General features: G+C 52.1%; 14 protein-coding genes. 10 read left to right on the plus strand and 4 right to left on the minus strand.

Annotated features, from left to right (window positions below; all coding sequences use genetic code 11):
- Window positions 1-16 precede the first annotated feature (16 nt).
- From DP091_RS15325 to DP091_RS15335, 3 genes are read right to left on the minus strand one after another with little or no spacing between them, the layout of a single operon-like run.
- Window positions 17-826, minus strand: coding sequence for an energy-coupling factor transporter transmembrane component T family protein (locus DP091_RS15325; RefSeq protein WP_113059110.1), 810 nt, complete (start codon window positions 824-826; stop codon window positions 17-19).
- Complete coding sequence (locus DP091_RS15330) at window positions 801-2,759, minus strand: ABC transporter ATP-binding protein (protein WP_113059111.1); 1,959 nt, start codon at window positions 2,757-2,759, stop codon at window positions 801-803. Before DP091_RS15330 ends, DP091_RS15325 begins: the two co-directional genes overlap by 26 nt.
- Window positions 2,752-3,642 carry a DUF8171 family membrane protein gene (locus tag DP091_RS15335; protein ID WP_113059112.1) on the minus strand — a complete coding sequence of 297 codons (891 nt, stop codon included), beginning with the start codon at window positions 3,640-3,642 and terminating at the stop codon, window positions 2,752-2,754. Before DP091_RS15335 ends, DP091_RS15330 begins: the two co-directional genes overlap by 8 nt.
- Before the next feature lie 195 nt (window positions 3,643-3,837).
- Here DP091_RS15335 and DP091_RS15340 point away from each other — a divergent pair, with 195 nt between their 5' ends.
- From DP091_RS15340 to DP091_RS15355, 4 genes are all read left to right on the plus strand, one after another.
- Complete coding sequence (locus DP091_RS15340) at window positions 3,838-4,680, plus strand: MurR/RpiR family transcriptional regulator (protein ID WP_113059113.1); 843 nt, start codon at window positions 3,838-3,840, stop codon at window positions 4,678-4,680.
- A 435-nt stretch (window positions 4,681-5,115) separates the two neighbouring features.
- Window positions 5,116-5,859: a hypothetical protein gene (locus DP091_RS15345; RefSeq protein WP_113059114.1), complete on the plus strand. Its 744-nt coding sequence runs from the start codon at window positions 5,116-5,118 to the stop codon at window positions 5,857-5,859.
- Window positions 5,860-5,874: 15 nt separating this feature from the next.
- The gene (locus DP091_RS15350) at window positions 5,875-7,563 is read left to right on the plus strand and encodes a vWA domain-containing protein (protein WP_113059115.1); all 1,689 of its coding nucleotides are present in this window, start codon (window positions 5,875-5,877) and stop codon (window positions 7,561-7,563) included.
- 53 nt (window positions 7,564-7,616) lie between these two features.
- On the plus strand, window positions 7,617-8,639 hold the full coding sequence (locus tag DP091_RS15355) for a toxic anion resistance protein (RefSeq protein WP_258394538.1): 1,023 nt from the start codon (window positions 7,617-7,619) through the stop codon (window positions 8,637-8,639).
- Here DP091_RS15355 and DP091_RS15360 read toward each other — a convergent pair.
- On the minus strand, window positions 8,620-8,820 hold the full coding sequence (locus DP091_RS15360; RefSeq protein ID WP_258394539.1) for a hypothetical protein: 201 nt from the start codon (window positions 8,818-8,820) through the stop codon (window positions 8,620-8,622). The two genes, DP091_RS15355 and DP091_RS15360, sit on opposite strands and share 20 nt — an antisense overlap.
- 64 nt (window positions 8,821-8,884) lie before the next feature.
- Here DP091_RS15360 and DP091_RS15365 point away from each other — a divergent pair, with 64 nt between their 5' ends.
- From DP091_RS15365 to DP091_RS15390, 6 genes are all read left to right on the plus strand, one after another.
- On the plus strand, window positions 8,885-9,832 hold the full coding sequence (locus tag DP091_RS15365; RefSeq protein ID WP_258394540.1) for a phosphotransferase enzyme family protein: 948 nt from the start codon (window positions 8,885-8,887) through the stop codon (window positions 9,830-9,832).
- 313 nt (window positions 9,833-10,145) lie between these two features.
- A complete protein-coding gene (locus tag DP091_RS15370) occupies window positions 10,146-11,744 on the plus strand; it encodes an ABC transporter substrate-binding protein (protein WP_113059116.1) in 1,599 nt (532 codons plus the stop codon).
- A gap of 99 nt (window positions 11,745-11,843) precedes the next feature.
- Window positions 11,844-12,794: an ABC transporter permease gene (locus DP091_RS15375; protein WP_113059117.1), complete on the plus strand. Its 951-nt coding sequence runs from the start codon at window positions 11,844-11,846 to the stop codon at window positions 12,792-12,794.
- Between the two features lie 15 nt (window positions 12,795-12,809).
- Complete coding sequence (locus tag DP091_RS15380; protein WP_113059118.1) at window positions 12,810-13,715, plus strand: ABC transporter permease; 906 nt, start codon at window positions 12,810-12,812, stop codon at window positions 13,713-13,715.
- Between the two features lie 22 nt (window positions 13,716-13,737).
- A complete protein-coding gene (locus tag DP091_RS15385; protein WP_113059119.1) occupies window positions 13,738-14,760 on the plus strand; it encodes an ABC transporter ATP-binding protein in 1,023 nt (340 codons plus the stop codon).
- Window positions 14,744-15,745: an ABC transporter ATP-binding protein gene (locus DP091_RS15390; RefSeq protein ID WP_113059120.1), complete on the plus strand. Its 1,002-nt coding sequence runs from the start codon at window positions 14,744-14,746 to the stop codon at window positions 15,743-15,745. The genes DP091_RS15385 and DP091_RS15390 overlap by 17 nt, the downstream gene beginning before the upstream one ends.
- The last annotated feature ends 29 nt before the right edge of the window (window positions 15,746-15,774 follow it).

Genomic DNA, 15,774 nt, shown 5'->3' on the forward strand with positions numbered 1-15,774 from the left:
TAAGTCAGTGGTAAGGTCAGCCGATCCAGAACAATAATGCGGTATATGCTGCCGTCCCGGACAGGAACAGCACATCCCGCGCGGACAGGATCAGGTGGGACAGCTTCAGCTTCTTGGCGGCCGGATTCTTCATGCCGTAGGAGAACCCGCGGGTCTCCAGCGCTTCTACCGTCGTGCGGGAACGTTTGGCGGTAGCCAGCATCAAGGGGAAGAAGGATAACACCAACAGTTTTAGATAATAGGCCGCGAGTCGCCAGTAGAGAAAACCTTGGCGTTCCGGAGCTTTTCCCCGCAATCGGTAAGACAGCATTACATTCCGGAATTCTTCGAACAATACGGGGAGAATCCGATAACCGTATGACAAGCTGAACGAGAAGGCGGCAGGCATGCCGAGCGCAAGCAGGCCGTCGCTGATTTTCTCCGGATCCATGCCGGAGAAGAGCGTAATGCTCGCAAGCGATACAACCGACAGCTTTAAGGTCAGCTTCAGCAGCGGCAGCGCGGAACTGATGTCCCCGCCGAAAAAGAGGGACACCATAAACAGCCAGCCGACCTGGCCGATCAAGCCGAGACATAGCACGAAGATGATGAACGGCGTTACTCGCGACAAAATGGTGGTAACCACCATCAGCAGAAACAATCCAGCCAGCACGGTGATGCTGGAGATGAACCAGGGTGCGACAGCGAAGAACAGGTACCAGATTAGCATGCATCGAGGGTCCAACCGGGAAAGTGAGGCATGGCCGCTTCCGTAGGCGGTATTCATCAACTCGAGTTGAATCCGTTCAATCGTAATCTTGTTAAACCAGTTGCGGACTAGCTGCATGGCAGTGAATCTCCTTTCCGCTCAGAATGCCGTACATATACTGTGCAAACTCGGCCGGCGAGCTGGTTGGGGGCAGGACGCCCAGCCTTGTCGATAAATCCATCATCTGGGTCGGTACGAGCCCGGCCCGGGAAATAAGCTCGGAATCGGCGAAAATCTCGGAGACGGTGCCGTCGCCGGCCACGACGCCTTGATTTAACACGATCACTCTGGTCGCCCATTCGTGAACCAGCTGCATATCATGGGTGGCGATGATGACGGTGCGGACATGACCCTCCAGTTCTTGCAGCGTACCCAGCAGCTCCTCGCGAGTGGACATGTCCAGATTGGCCGTTGGCTCATCGAGCAGAATCAGCCGGGGCATCATGGCGGCCCCTATGGCCAGGGACACGCGGCGCTGCTGGCCACCGCTGAGGAGACGGGCGTCCCGTTCCTTGAGAGACTGAAGCCGGAAATGGGTCAGCATGCGCTGAACCTTGTCCTCAGCTTCCGGGTGGCGGCGGCTCTTTAAGCCGTAGGCCACTTCTTTATATACATTATCTTCAATAAACATATCCTCTGGATTCTGGAAGACGTAAGCCACGTTAGCGGATATTTGCTCCATCGATAAATCCTTGGTATTCCTACCCATAATCGAGACGGAGCCGCCGGAAGGCTTGGCGATGCCGGCAATCAGCTTCAGAAGAGATGATTTGCCCGCGCCGTTGTTGCCTACAAGCGCGATGCGCTCCCCTTCATACAGGCGAAGATTAATGCCCCGGAGCACCTCATGCTCCGCCTTATGAATCGTTCGGTAGCGCAGTACGGAGCGATTAAAATGCACGAGCGTGCCATGCTCCGGATGACGTTCTGTTTCATCGCCCTGCAGGATGCGGGGCTGGTTATCATCCGGGTTCTTCACGGTGGTGTCAGCGGGTGAAATACCGCCAGCTCTAGCATCGGTGGGTGAATGATCAAGCAGAGACGGGGGAGCCGTGTGCCTGTGCAGAAGCTCTCCAAAATAGACCTCTGCTTCCTCAGCCGTAATAGGGTAAGGCTGCTGCAGCTGATATCCGGACAATCCCATAGAATGAGAATTGGAGCCGACCATTATCGAGTGTCCATCCTGCAGACTACCGGGGGCAATGCCGCCATTCAGCAGAATCGAAGACAGCTGTACCGCTGCCTTGGTCACCTGGGGTGGCTGGATGCCCAGCCGCTCCAGATCATCGAGGCTGTTCAGCGCTTGGACTACCGGGCGCTGCCACAGTACTTTCCCTTGCTCCATCAGGCACACTTCCTCGCAGTAATCGCCAATAAACTCTGTATGATGCTCGATCACGATAACAGTCTTCCCATGGACCTGATTTAATTGGCGCAGCACATTATATACTTGCTTGGCATGCTGGGGATCAAGCTGGGATACCGGCTCATCCACCACGAGAATATCCGGTTCCAGCGAGAGGGCTCCCGCCAAGGCGAGCAGATGCTTCTGCCCGCCGCTCAGCTCCCAGATATAGCGTTCCTTCAGATGGGTTAATCCGCACATATCGAGTGCCCTGGCGCCCATGGCCCGGTAGTCCGGGAGTCCGTAATTCAGCGGAGCGAAGTTGGCTTCATCCATGACCGTCGGACGGACAAGCTGGTTATCGAAATCCTGATAGACATACCCCACCATCCGCGACAGTTCGGAGACTGTCCGGTTCTCGGCGGAAACCCCGCAGATTTCAACGGTTCCTGTGAAGTCGCCTGAATAATAGTGGGGAATCAATCCGTTGAACAGCTTGCAGAGCGTGGATTTGCCGCAGCCGTTTCCTCCGATGATCGCCGTAAAGCTTCCGCGGCGAATATGCAGGGATGCCTCATTCAGCACGGGCTGCTCCGAACCGGGGTAGACGAAGGTGACGTCTGCGATTCGGATAGCCGGGGCTTCATGCAAGAATGGTTTATGCATAAGGCAGGTTCCCCGACTTCTTCTCTTCTTGAAGACCGCGGTTTCTTCTGGTCCGCATGAACGTCAGAACCGCAATGGCAACGATGGCGGCTGCACCGATGCTGATCCAGATTGCGCCGATGCCCAACCGGTCTGCAAACCCGCTGTCCCACTCGCCGAAGTTCCAGTCCGTTTCCGAAAGGGATTCCGCTCCGAAGGCAACCAGCGCCAAAGCGATTCCAGCCAGGACCAGCTTGGGCGAGATGATGCCGGCGGCTTCGTATTTCGTAAGCTTCTGGCGGGGTTTGATGCCGAGCAGTGGCTCGATTTTTCCATACAACCTTGGAACCAGATATAATGTAGGCAGAAGAGCAAACAGAATGCCGGAGAACAGCACATCGTTCAGGAAACCGATGCCTTCGACAAGGACGACGCTTTGTGCAAGCCCGGGCACGGCTTCGAATTCTTCAACGCCGATCCACACCTTGCCGATGTCTACCAGAGAGCTGCACAACTGATGGATGATGACGCCCGACATGGCGGCGATGCCTACCTGAGCGCGATTGAGGGGGGTTTTGACCAAACGGCCGGCAACGTACATGGCAAAGGAGAAGGTGAGAAACTTCTCCAGCTCTCCGAGGCCGCCGAACTGCCCGAGCATGAGTTCGCCGAAGATGACCTCGCCGAGCGCAGCCCCCACAGCCGCATAAAAAGGATGGAACAGCATGCAGAGCGTCAAGGGGATGAACGCGAAGTATTCGACGGACAGCTCGATCGGACCCAGGCGGAACGCGGGGATAAGCTCAGTGAACATATTGGATAGGCCGTACAGCGACATGGACAATACAAAAATCATCATTTTTTGCGAAGACGTTAGGGTATATACGCGTGCATTGCTTGCCATTAAAAGAAGCCTCCTTGGGAATGGATTTGTTATCAGTATAGGAGGCGATTATTAAAATGAACGGAGCACTATGTCAACGCATTGTAATATTTTTTACATAGTTGTAACTATGAAATAAAATTTACATAACAATCACGGCGTATGATGAGTTCATACCGAACGCTGAAGACTGATCGTAGAAGGAGTGCAGCAGCATTGAAAAATTGGTTTTCCGATAAATCCGGATTTTCGCCGAGTCAGCTCAAAATTGCCGATTTTATCGAACGTTATCCTGAGGAGATGCTGTTCATGACCGAGCAGGAAATCGCCGATCGGCTTGGCACCAGCATCGCGACCGTATCCCGGTTTTGGCGTGCCGTCGGTTACGATAATGCCAAGGCGTTTAAGCTCAAGCTGCGGGAGTCCTCGGATTCGACGCCTGCGGTGAAACTGGAAAAGACGATATCCCGGCTGGACGCGTCCAGTCTGCCGGTGAAAATGCTGGAACAGGCGAAGCACCATCTGCAAGATACGATAGAGAGGATCCATCCCGAGGAGCTGGAGGAAGCAGCCGGATTGATGGCTTCCGCAAGACGTGTCTATATCTATGCACCAGGTCCATCCCTGATGCTGGGTGAGCTGCTATCGTACCGTTTATCCCGGTTCGGCATGTCGGTTCGAATCATGGCCGGAAGCGGCCATGAACTGCTGGAATCGCTGGCGCACCTGGAAAGCGAGGATGTCGTGCTGATCTTCAGCTTCACCCGGATGCTCCCGGAAACGGAGGTCATTCTGGACTGCGTAAGCCGCGTGCAGAATGCGGCGATCATGATCACCGACCGGGAGGACTTCCGTTATGGAACACCGGCGCGAATCTCGTTTTTTGTCAGTCGGGGGGATATGGGCGAGTTTCATTCCATGGTGACGCCGCTATTGCTGATCGAGCAGCTCATTCTGAGCATCGGCATGCTGAATAAGGAGAAGGTGCTGCGCAGGCTGGATTATTTAGGTGAACTGCGGGCCCGGTATGCGGATAAGCTGCCGCGAGGCAAAGCTTAAAGTCTGCTCGGAAGCGGCCTTTCTATTTCTAAGCAGAAGTCTTTCAGGCAACTCCTGAAGGACTTTTTTTGTGCCTTTTGTCGCAGAATCATTGGATTATTTATGTAATTTTGATATAGTTACCCTACCTCTATGATCTTGCTTGCCTCGGCTTGGCCTCTCTGCTTCCACAACAATTTCTCTGTGTCCGCCATGGCTTTCCAGACACGGGCGATCATGCCCGCATCATATTAGCTAGGAGATTATCTGATACCAATACCAAATGTATGAATTGTGAATCGGCGGGCCTATCGCGTGAGGAAAATGCATCTAACTTCGAACTGAGACGTAGTATGTGTTATATCCTTCATTTACCTATGTTTTTACAATGTTTCAAAAGGCGGTTATAAGTCAAAATCAGTCATCGCTCTATAGGAGTAGGGGAGGTGTTAATTCTTGAATGGCTCGAAATCCGTGAAGCTGCTCCTGCTTATGGCGGTTATCGCGATCGTGAATATTGTCCTGGTCTCGCCCGGGCTGCTCGGATTCCAAATCGGCGGCGACAGCGCCTTCCAGTCGGCATTGATCATCACCGTATGGGTTGTCAGTGCTCTTGCACTCTTTTATGGCAGTTATGTCTTGTTATTCAAGCCTCCGGCTGCGAAGGCGATCCAAACGATTCAGACCCGTGAGGATTACATAGACGCGCTTCATCATTATCGCAACGTGAAAGTGCTGAAGAATGATATTGCCCTTGCCCTGGACCAATTGGAGCGAATCGAGAAAAAGAGAAACGCGCTGCTGAACGTCCTGGGACAGCGTTTTGAACAAACGGAGCTCAGTTACAAGAAATTCATGGCGGTCATTGATGAGGTGGAGAAGCTGTTTTATCTCAATATCCGGGGGATTCTGAACAAGCTGGGCGTCTTCGCCGCATCCGATTTCAACCGCATGGCCGATCAGCCCGAAACCTCCCAGCCATCCAGCAAGGTGGCGCAGAAAAAAACAGCTCTGTACCAAGAGTATCTGGCTTACGTAACCGGTTATTTGGAAGCGAATGAGGAGATCATGCTCAAGCTCGATAAACTGCTGCTGGAGATTTCCTTGCTTGGCAGCACCGATTACCGGGATGTGGAGGAGATGCCCTGCATGAAGGAAATCGATATGTTAATCAAACAAACCAAACTATATAAGCAATAAGAGAGGGAGATGATTATGCGAAGCAAGGGTAGTGCCTTTGTTGTATTTGTGGCCATTGCAGTGGTCGTGTTTGTTCTAGTGTACGCGGGGATCACGTTAACCTCCAATCTGGGCAAAAGCCAAGCCGAGGTCGATTCGGAAGGCGCCGCTAAAAAGATCAACAAAATCTACAAGGATATTGCCGTCACGACAGCCGACCCCATAAAAGGCCAAGTCGATCTGGACCCGGTGGCCGTAGCCGACTCCCTGCCCGATATATCCAAGTTTCCGATCTCGGTCGAGAATACGACGGACTTGTACGTTGAGATCTTCTCCTCGCCCGAGAAGGCAGGGCCTGGCATTGACGGATGGCTGAACGAAGTGGCAGAGGAATTCAACAAATCCAGGCCGGTAGTGAACGGCCAGCCGGTATCCGTGAAAATCCGCAATATTGCTTCGGGAACCGCAACCGATTACATAACATCCGGGAAGTACGTGCCGGACGCGTTTACCCCTTCCAATGAGCTGTGGGGGGAGATGGTTAGGGAATATGGCGTCAAAGCCGAGCTAGTATCCAAGCGTCTCACGGGGAACGTGACCGGCGTGGTCACCCGAAAGGCCAAATATGACGAGCTGGTGGAGAAGTACGGCTCCTTGAACGTCAAAACGCTGACGGATGCGATAGCGAATAATGAGTTGGCGATGGGGTATACGGATCCTTTTGCCAGCTCGACGGGTCTTAACTTTCTGATCACGGCCCTTGAAACGTTTGACAGCTCGGATCTGCTTAGCGAAAAAGCAGTACAGGGCTTCGAGAAATTCCAGGCGAACGTCCCTTTCACGGCTTCGACCACGATCCAGATGCGCGAGGCGGCGAAGTCCGGCATGCTGGATGCTTTTGTCCTGGAGTATCAGACCTATGTCAACGCGGCGGATATGAAGAGCGGTTATGTCTTTACCCCGTTTGGCGTAAGGCATGACAGTCCCTTGTATGCGCTCGGGAAATTGCCGAGTGAGAAGCTGGAAATCATTAAGAAATTCGCGGCGTTTGTCGAGCAGGACAAATACCAGAAGATGGCCGACAAAAAAGGATTCAATGGTCTGAATGATTACCGATCCGAGCTTGAAGTTGTTGACAGCAGCCTGCTTCCGTCCGCCCAGAAGCTGTGGAAGGAGAAGAAGGACGGCAACAAGCCGGTTGCAGCCGTGTTTGTGGCGGATGTGTCGGGGAGCATGGACGGCGAGCCGTTAAACCGCCTCAAGGAATCGCTGTTGACGGGACAGAAATATTTGGGCCGGGACAACAGCATCGGCTTTGTATCGTATTCCACGGATGTCACGATTAATCTGCCGATCGGGAAGTATGACTTGAATCAGCAGTCGATGTTTGTCGGGGCGATCAACAGTCTTGAAGCCAGCGGGAATACCGCCACCTTTGACGGCATTGCGGTGGCGATGAAGATGCTTCAGGACGAGATGGCGGCGAATCCGGACGTGAAACCCCTGATTTTTGTGCTGAGTGATGGAGAGACCAACGTTGGGCACTCTCTTGACGACATTCGGGAACTGATCCAAGCCTACAAAATTCCGGTGTACACGATTGGCTACAATGCTAACATTCAAGCGCTTCAAAGCATCTCCAGCATCAATGAAGCAGCCAGCATCAACGCGGATACCGACGATGTCGTATACAAAATCAGCCAGCTGCTGAATGTGCAGATGTAGCATCATCACAAGCGTTATAAGAGTTACACAAGAAACTTGGAGGAGGGGTTATATTGTCATTTACGATGGAAGTCATAAGTCCCGAGGAGATCAAGACGGCGATTGAGGAGCAGGTGAAGCCTGAGCCGGAAGAAGTCACGCAGCTGAAGGAGCTGGCGGCTAACAATGTGCAGGCCATCATGGAGCTGGATATTGAATCGCTCGAGAAGCGAAGACAGGTGCTGCAATCCATTGAAAGCTTTGGCATCAGCACGATGAGATCCTCCTCGGAGAAGAATGCGCTCCTGCAGGTTCAGGTGGGGAGATTATCGAAAACCGGGGATGAAGGCGGTCAAGTTGCTAAAGGGTTAACGGAGCTGCAGCTGCAGCTGAAGGATCTGGATCCGAGCGTTGTGGATTTTGCGAAAAGCGGGCTCCTGGGCATGGTATTTAACCCGCTGCGCCGATATTTTGCCAAGTTTCAAAAGGCGGATGCCGTCATTTCGGACATCATCATTTCTCTTGATAAAGGAAAAACCGTATTAAAGAATGACAACACCACGCTGGAGATTGAACAGCAAACCCTCCGCGAGCTCACCAAAAAGCTGCAAAAGGAAATTCAGCTGGGCATGCTCATGGACGCAGAGATCGAATCCCAGGTCGAGGCGGCTAAAATACGGCAGGAGTCGGAGGATAAAATCCGGTTTATTACTGAAGAAGTGTTGTTTCCGCTGCGCCAGCGCGTGATGGACCTGCAGCAGATGCTGGTCGTGAACCAGCAGGGGATCATGGCTATTGAAGTGGTCATCCGGAACAACAAAGAATTGATTCGCGGCGTGGATCGGGCGAGAAACGTAACGGTAACGGCGCTGAAAATCTCGGTCACGGTGGCTAGTGCCCTGTACAACCAGAAGATTGTCCTGAAGAAAATCGAGCTGCTGAACGAAACCACGAACAACCTGATCAGCGCCACTTCCAAAATGCTGAAGGATCAGGACTGTAGCGTAGGCGGAGACATCATCAAATCAAGAGTGTGCGGTTACGAGACTGCACACTCTTTTTTATTTGGACAAAGCCTTAGGCACGCAAATAATTAAGCAGGATCCGCTTGAGAATCGCCAGCTGTTTCTCCGGCGCGAGGTCCTGCTCGACCACGAGGATGTTTTTCTGGAGGGACAGCATTCTGGCGAAAATGGCGAACGTATTCACGATGGTGGACAGCGTCTCGGAAATCGGAAGATTGGCTTGAACCGATCCGTATTCAATGCCTTGCTCCACAATGGTCGCTTTTTATTACGTTATTTCAAGTTGATCACCCGGATGGTGAAGGGAGGCGATGCAAATGGAACGAAGAAGGGAACTTATGGCCGCCGTTGTAAGCAGGTTCGGACTCTTGGAGCGAGATCGACTTCAGACGCATTTTTCCGAACACAGCCTTGTCTGTTCTTATCGTAAGGGTGCGGAGACCGTGTATGTACGCTTGACCGACGAGTCCCATAAACCGTATGCAAAGATTGCAGGCGAGGTGCAGTGGGTGGAGTTTCTCGGGAGAAACGGCGTTTGCGTTGCGAGGCCGCACTACTCGGCGGCAGGAAATCTTGCGGAGCGGATTCGGACGGAGGATCATGACTATACGGCGGTCTGTTATGAGGAAGCCAAGGGGCGTCCGGTCGGGGAGAACGATGCCAATGAGAGCTTATACAGGCGAATGGGCCAATTCATGGGGCGCATGCACGGCATCGCCAAGAGGTACATCCATCTGGATCCCGTTACAAGACGGCCTGATTGGTCGGATGAGGCGGAAAAAGTCCGGCGTATTGATTTACCGCCATCCGAGAAGGAGATCACCCTTGGTTATCAGGCATTGCTCCATTCTATATCGGAGCTTCCGGTTGCTGAGGACGCTTATGGACTGATCCATGCGGATTTCCATTACGGCAATTTTTTCGTGCACGGGGATTCATTGTGTCTGATTGATTTTGATGCGAGCCGATATTCATGGTTCGTGGATGACATTGCGATAGCCGCGTTTTTCTCGGGTTTATCGGAAGGGGCGGATGCGTTACCGGATCAGTTTCTGATCCCGTTCCTGGAAGGATACCGCCTGGAGCATCATCTGGAGGAGAAATGGCTTCGGGAAATCCCGTATTTCATGAAGCTGAGAGAAATGGGTCGATATATCAAGCTGTTCCATGCCTGCGGCGGGGCATTCGACAAACTCCATCCGTGGGGACAGTGGTATATGAAAGGGCGTAAGGAAAAGATTTTACGAGGCTTTCCAGCCACTTAATAATCGGGCCTTGGTTCGAAAGACGGACCAGGGCTTTTTTATATTTAGCGGGAGGGCTGGCTGCGGGCGGTTGATGCCATGGAGAGGAACGAAGTCCTTGCATGTTGAATCTATTAATTTTTGCGAACAGGAAATTAATTCTAGCACGATCAATTATTTCATTGACAGCAAATTCCGAATCCATTACTATGTGCATAACTTATTAAACCTACCAGATAACTTTGAATTTAGAGGGGCATTCGTTTCAAGAGTTTTTGACAGAGCATGATGCATACATTTCATATGCAAATGTCTACTACATGGGGGGATTACAATGAAAGCCAGAAAGTTAGGTTTACTCTTATCGTCGATCGTGCTGATGCTGTTGATCGCGGCATGCGGCAGCGGTTCCGATCAGGCTGCAGAGGGAGCAGCTGAAGACAACGGAAGTGAAAAGCAAGCCGAGCAGAAAGAGTACAAAGACGAGCTGAACATCGCGCTTACGGCTCAGCCGCCTACGTTGGATACGGCCTTGACGGTATCGGCGGTTGCGCTGGATACGGCAGGGAACATCTTCGAGCAGCTGTACACACTGAACGCAAACTATGAGCCTGTACCTGCTCTGGCAGAGTCCGTCGAACGAAGCGAGGATGGTTTAACGTATACGTTCGCCCTTCGCCAAGGCGTGAAGTTCCACAACGGGAAAGAGATGACGTCCGAGGATGTTGTAGCCTCGATGAACCGCTGGCTGGTGACCTCGTCCCGTGCGAAGGTGCTGCTGGCGAATGCTAAATTCGAAGCCGTCGATACGTATACCGTGAAGCTGACCGTAGAATCGCCTACCTCGGATGTGTTGATTCTTATTGCATCACAAGCGCAGTTCCCTTCCATCATGCCGAAAGAGATTGTAGAATCAGCGCCGGCTGACGGGATCAAGGAGTACATCGGTACGGGGCCTTATAAATTCCAGGAATGGAAGCAGGATCAGTACATACATTTGGTGCGAAACGACGATTATTATCAGGTGGCGTATACGGATCCGAGCGGATTTGACGGGCGAAAAGAAGCCCCGACTCAGAATCTGTACTTCCATTTCGTCACGGACCACTCCACGCGGATTGCAGGCGTGAAGACCGGACAGTACGATGTGGCGGACAGCATTCCGATCGAAAGCTATGATGAGCTTGCTGCCGACAGCAATATCAATTTGCTCTCGTTCCCTGGCGGTGCACTGACCGCATTTTTCAATACCAGCGAAGGATTGTTACAGGACGTGAAGATTCGCCAGGCCATTCTCGCCGCGTTCAATAATGAAGAGATCATGCTGGCGAGCTTTGCCAAGCCGGATTTATATTCCTTGGCGCCGGGTTACCTGAATACGAACCAAGTCCAATGGTCGACCGAAGCTGGAGCGGAGTATTACAACCAGTCGAACCCGGAGAAGGCCAAGCAGCTGCTGCAAGAGGCCGGTTATAACGGCGAAGAAATCACGCTGCTGACCACCAAGGACTATAACGAGATGTACACGGCCACATTGGTCATTCAGGAGCAGCTTCGTCAGATCGGCATGAACGTAAAAGTGGAGAACTTCGATTTCCCGACGTTCCTGGAAACGAAGAACGACCGCTCCAAGTGGGACATTTTCGTTGCGAGCACGGGCTATCAGATTACGCCGCCGCAGCTGCTGGCCGTCAATCCGGATTGGGCCGGACTCGACAATGAAACGGTCAAGCAGGCGCTGATCGATATTCGCGGCGCAGCCACGCCGGAAGCCGCCAAGCAGGAATGGGAGAAGCTGCAGGGCTTCCTGTACGAATTTGCTTCCTCCACCGTGATCGGCCATTATAATGGCGTCGTCGCCACAACGAAGAAGCTTGAAGGCTTCGAGCTGTTTGAAGCGCCGGTGGTCTGGAATGCCAAAGTAGCGAAGTAAGCATATATGGAGGGTGTTACAAGTTACCGAAGTAACTTCGATAACACCTTCCTTTTTTGAAATTGGATTCATAGACCATGTACAAATGAGGGATTTGTAGTGCTGGCTTATATTACGAAAAGACTTTTGTCGCTGATTCCCGTGCTGGCCGTTGTCACCATCGCTATTTTTCTGATCATCCACATTACGCCAGGAGATCCGGCGGCGGCGATATTGGGCATGGAGGCGTCGCAGGAGGAAATACAGAAGCTGAATCAAGACCTGGGATTGGATCGCCCGATCCTCGAACAGTATACAAGCTGGGTAGCCAACGTATTCAAGGGGGATCTGGGGGATTCGATCTTCATGAATCAGCCGGTTAGCGAAGCCATCGCGGATCATATCACCCCCACGCTGTCGTTGGCCATTCTGGCACAGGTTATCGCAATTATACTGGCGATTCCCTTTGGAATTATCGCTGCTTACAAGCGAGGTTCCATCGCAGATTATACACTGATGGGAGTATCCTTGCTGGGCATGGCCTTGCCCAGTTTTTTGCTGGGATTGTTCCTTATGCTGTTTGTTGGCGTCAAGCTGCAGTGGCTGCCGGTTGCCGGATATGAACCGCTGAGCAGCGGGCTCTGGGAACATATGAAGTATCTGATTCTTCCCGGCATTTCGCTTGGATCCATACAAGCTGCCTTGATTACGCGGATGACCCGTTCGTCCATGCTGGAAGTGCTGAATTTGAATTTCATCAAGACAGCCAGATCCAAAGGCCTGCATGAAATGAAGGTGCTGTTCAAACATGCGTTCCGGAGCGCGTTTCTGCCCATTCTGACCGTTATTGGACAAACATTCGGCACTTTGGTGACAGGGGCCGTGGTTGTGGAGGCGATATTCAATATCCCCGGATTGGGTCAATTGATCTTGAATTCCATTGCCAGAAGAGATTTTGCAGTGATCCAAGGCGTGGTGCTTGTTGTCACACTGATGTACGTCACCATCAACTTGATTATCGACTTGCTGTATGGCGCGGTTGATCCGCGTGTTCGTTTGGAACGCAAATAAAAGAGGTGTGATTGGATGGCAACTGTTCAGGAAAAAGAATACGTCACTCAAGTCAGTAAAAAGCTGAAAAAAGAGCAGCGTGCACTAGGATATCGCCGATTGAGGTCGAACTACGGGCTGTTGATCGGAGCGACCATCTTTGTTTTATTGGTAATTCTGGCGCTGATCGGACCGCTCTTCACAACTTACGGCCCGTACGACATGAAGGTTGTAGACCGTTTAACGCCGCCAGGGGCCGAGCATTGGCTGGGTACCGACGAATTTGGCCGGGATTTGTTAACCAGGCTTCTCTTCGGTGCCAGGGTTTCGATTAGCGTAGGACTCGTGGTTGCGCTGCTATCCTCGGCATTAGGACTCGTGATCGGCGTCTATGCGACGTATTACAAAACATTGGATCATATTCTTATGCGCATCTGTGACGGATTGATTGCGATTCCGGGAATCCTGCTCGCCATTGCCTTAATGGCCGCACTCGGCGCATCCGCCATCAATGTCATCACGGCGCTAACCATCGTGTTCACGCCGAATATTGCCCGGGTCGTCCGCTCGGCCGCGCTGGTGGTACGCGAGCAAACCTACATCGAGGCGATGCATGTCCAGGGAGCAAGCGCAACGCGCATCATATGGCAGCACATCGTGCCGAATGTATTGTCGCCTCTATTGGTCCAGGCTACCTTCGTATTTGCTGAAGCCATTATATCCGAGGCCGCGCTAAGCTTTCTCGGAGCGGGCATTCCTGCGCCTGAAGCCAGCTGGGGGAACATTCTGCAAGCAAGCAAACTAGTTATTTATAAGGCATGGTGGATGGTCGTATTCCCCGGGGCCACACTCGTTCTGTCTGTACTCAGTCTGAATTTGCTGGGCGATGGGCTGCGAGATTTGCTGGATCCCCGCGTGAAGCAAAAGCTGAGAAAGTCATGAATATAAAGCTGGAGGTATTTTCATGAATAACGAGCCTCTATTGGAAGTGAAAAATCTAAAAACGCATTTTCATACCGAGCGGGGGAAAGTGACGGCCGTGAACGGAGTCAGCTTTTCCATGAATAAAGGCGACATCATCGGCATTGTCGGAGAATCCGGCAGCGGAAAGAGTGTCATGTCCCAATCGATCATGAGGCTGCTGGACCATACGGATGCGATCGAGTACGAGGGAGAGATCCTGTTTGAGAAGCAGGACCTGCTGTCTCTCTCGCCTTCTAAATTACGGGCGGTCCGCGGCGACAAAATCTCTATGGTTTTTCAGGACCCGCTTACGTCTCTTAGTCCCGTGTATACGATTGGTAATCAAATCGGGGAAGCCATTCGACTCCATCAGAAGAAGTCCAAGAAGGAAGCTCGCCAACAAGCCATTGAGATTCTGCGGATGACGGGTATTCCATCTCCGGAGGTGAGGGTGGATGAATATCCCCATCAGCTGTCGGGGGGAATGCAGCAGCGGGCGATGATTGCCATGGCACTCTCCTGTGAGCCGAACCTGTTGATTGCGGATGAACCGACAACCGCGCTCGACGTAACGATTCAGGCGCAGATTCTGGAGCTGATCGCCGATTTGAACCGCAAAATGGGCATGGGCGTGCTGTTTATCACGCATGATCTGGGTGTCGTATCGGAAATTTGTACGGGGGTGAAGGTGATGTACTTGGGGCAAATCGTGGAAGAAGCCCCCACGGAACAGCTGTTTCATAAACCGCTCCATCCTTATACGCAGGGACTGATCCAATCGATCCCCAAGCTGGAAGGAAACAGAAACGATGAACTTCATGTCATTGAGGGAACGGTGCCCTCTCTGACGGATATTCCGCAGGGCTGCGGCTTTTCTACGAGATGCCCATATGCCGATGAGTTATGCCGTACCTCAGAGCCGCCGATGCAAACGGCACATATGGACCATCGAGTGAAGTGCTGGCATTACGAGGCCATAAACGAGCCGAAAGGGAGGGAGTCAACCGTTGGAACAAACAGCTGATCATTCGATTTTAAAGGTAAGCTCCCTTCACAAGCAGTTCCCGGTGTACGGATCGTTCGGTAAGTTATGGGGCGCCAAGGGATATGTGAAAGCTGTAACGGATGTTTCTTTTCAATTAAGAGAGGGAGAGACATACGGACTTGTCGGGGAATCCGGTTCCGGTAAAACTACCACGGGGCGTACGATCCTAGGATTAACCCCGGCAAGCCAAGGTCAGGTCCTATACCGGGACCGGGATTTGGCTGCGATGTCGAGAAAGGAAATCCGGAAATTCCGCAAGGACGTACAGTTTGTTTTTCAAGATCCGTTCTCTTCGCTCAACCCGAGGAAAAGAATCGGCCGAATTCTGGAGGAGCCCCTGATTATTCATAAAATGGGAGACAAGGCAGAGCGTCGGGAAAAAGTGTTTCACATCCTGAAAACCGTTGGCCTGCAGCCGGAGCATTATTTCCGTTTTCCTCATGAATTCTCGGGCGGTCAACGCCAGCGTCTGGGCTTGGCGCGCGCGCTTATCATGAATCCGAAGATTATCGTATGCGACGAGCCGGTCTCGGCACTGGACGTCTCCATTCAGTCGCAAATTTTGAATATGCTCAAGCGTCTGCAGCGGGAATTGAAATTAACGCTATTATTTATAACACATGATATCAGCGTGGTGCGGTATATTTCCGATCGGATCGGCATTATGTATCTCGGAAAAATCGTGGAAGAAGCTTTAACGGATGATCTATTCCATGAGCCGCTGCATCCCTATACGAAGGCGCTGTTCTCAGCGGTACCCGACTTTACCCGCAGCCGATTACAGGATCGGGTGATCTTGCGGGGGGAAATCCCGTCCCCTTTATCTCCGCCGAGCGGCTGTGTTTTTCATACGCGCTGTCCCTTTGCAACGGATGTCTGCAAGGCAGAAGTTCCGGCTTTAAGGGAAGTTCGGCCCAACCAGAAGGTAGCTTGCCATCTTCTTGATGAGAGCCGTTCATCCTGAATGAAGACAAAAAGAAAAGAGGCTAAAAA

This window comes from Paenibacillus sp. MDMC362, from assembly GCF_003269305.1.
GTDB lineage: Bacteria > Bacillota > Bacilli > Paenibacillales > Paenibacillaceae > Paenibacillus_AQ.

Bases quoted from the DNA above. Each gene is read 5' to 3' on its own strand.
- DP091_RS15385 (WP_113059119.1), top strand. From the start codon at position 13,738: ATGAATAACGAGCCTCTATTGGAAGTGAAAAATCTAAAAACGCATTTT.
- DP091_RS15335 (WP_113059112.1), bottom strand. From the start codon at position 3,642: ATGGCAAGCAATGCACGCGTATATACCCTAACGTCTTCGCAAAAAATG.
- DP091_RS15380 (WP_113059118.1), top strand. From the start codon at position 12,810: ATGGCAACTGTTCAGGAAAAAGAATACGTCACTCAAGTCAGTAAAAAG.
- DP091_RS15370 (WP_113059116.1), top strand. From the start codon at position 10,146: ATGAAAGCCAGAAAGTTAGGTTTACTCTTATCGTCGATCGTGCTGATG.
- DP091_RS15350 (WP_113059115.1), top strand. From the start codon at position 5,875: ATGCGAAGCAAGGGTAGTGCCTTTGTTGTATTTGTGGCCATTGCAGTG.
- DP091_RS15330 (WP_113059111.1), bottom strand. From the start codon at position 2,759: ATGCATAAACCATTCTTGCATGAAGCCCCGGCTATCCGAATCGCAGAC.
- DP091_RS15365 (WP_258394540.1), top strand. From the start codon at position 8,885: ATGGAACGAAGAAGGGAACTTATGGCCGCCGTTGTAAGCAGGTTCGGA.
- DP091_RS15325 (WP_113059110.1), bottom strand. From the start codon at position 826: ATGCAGCTAGTCCGCAACTGGTTTAACAAGATTACGATTGAACGGATT.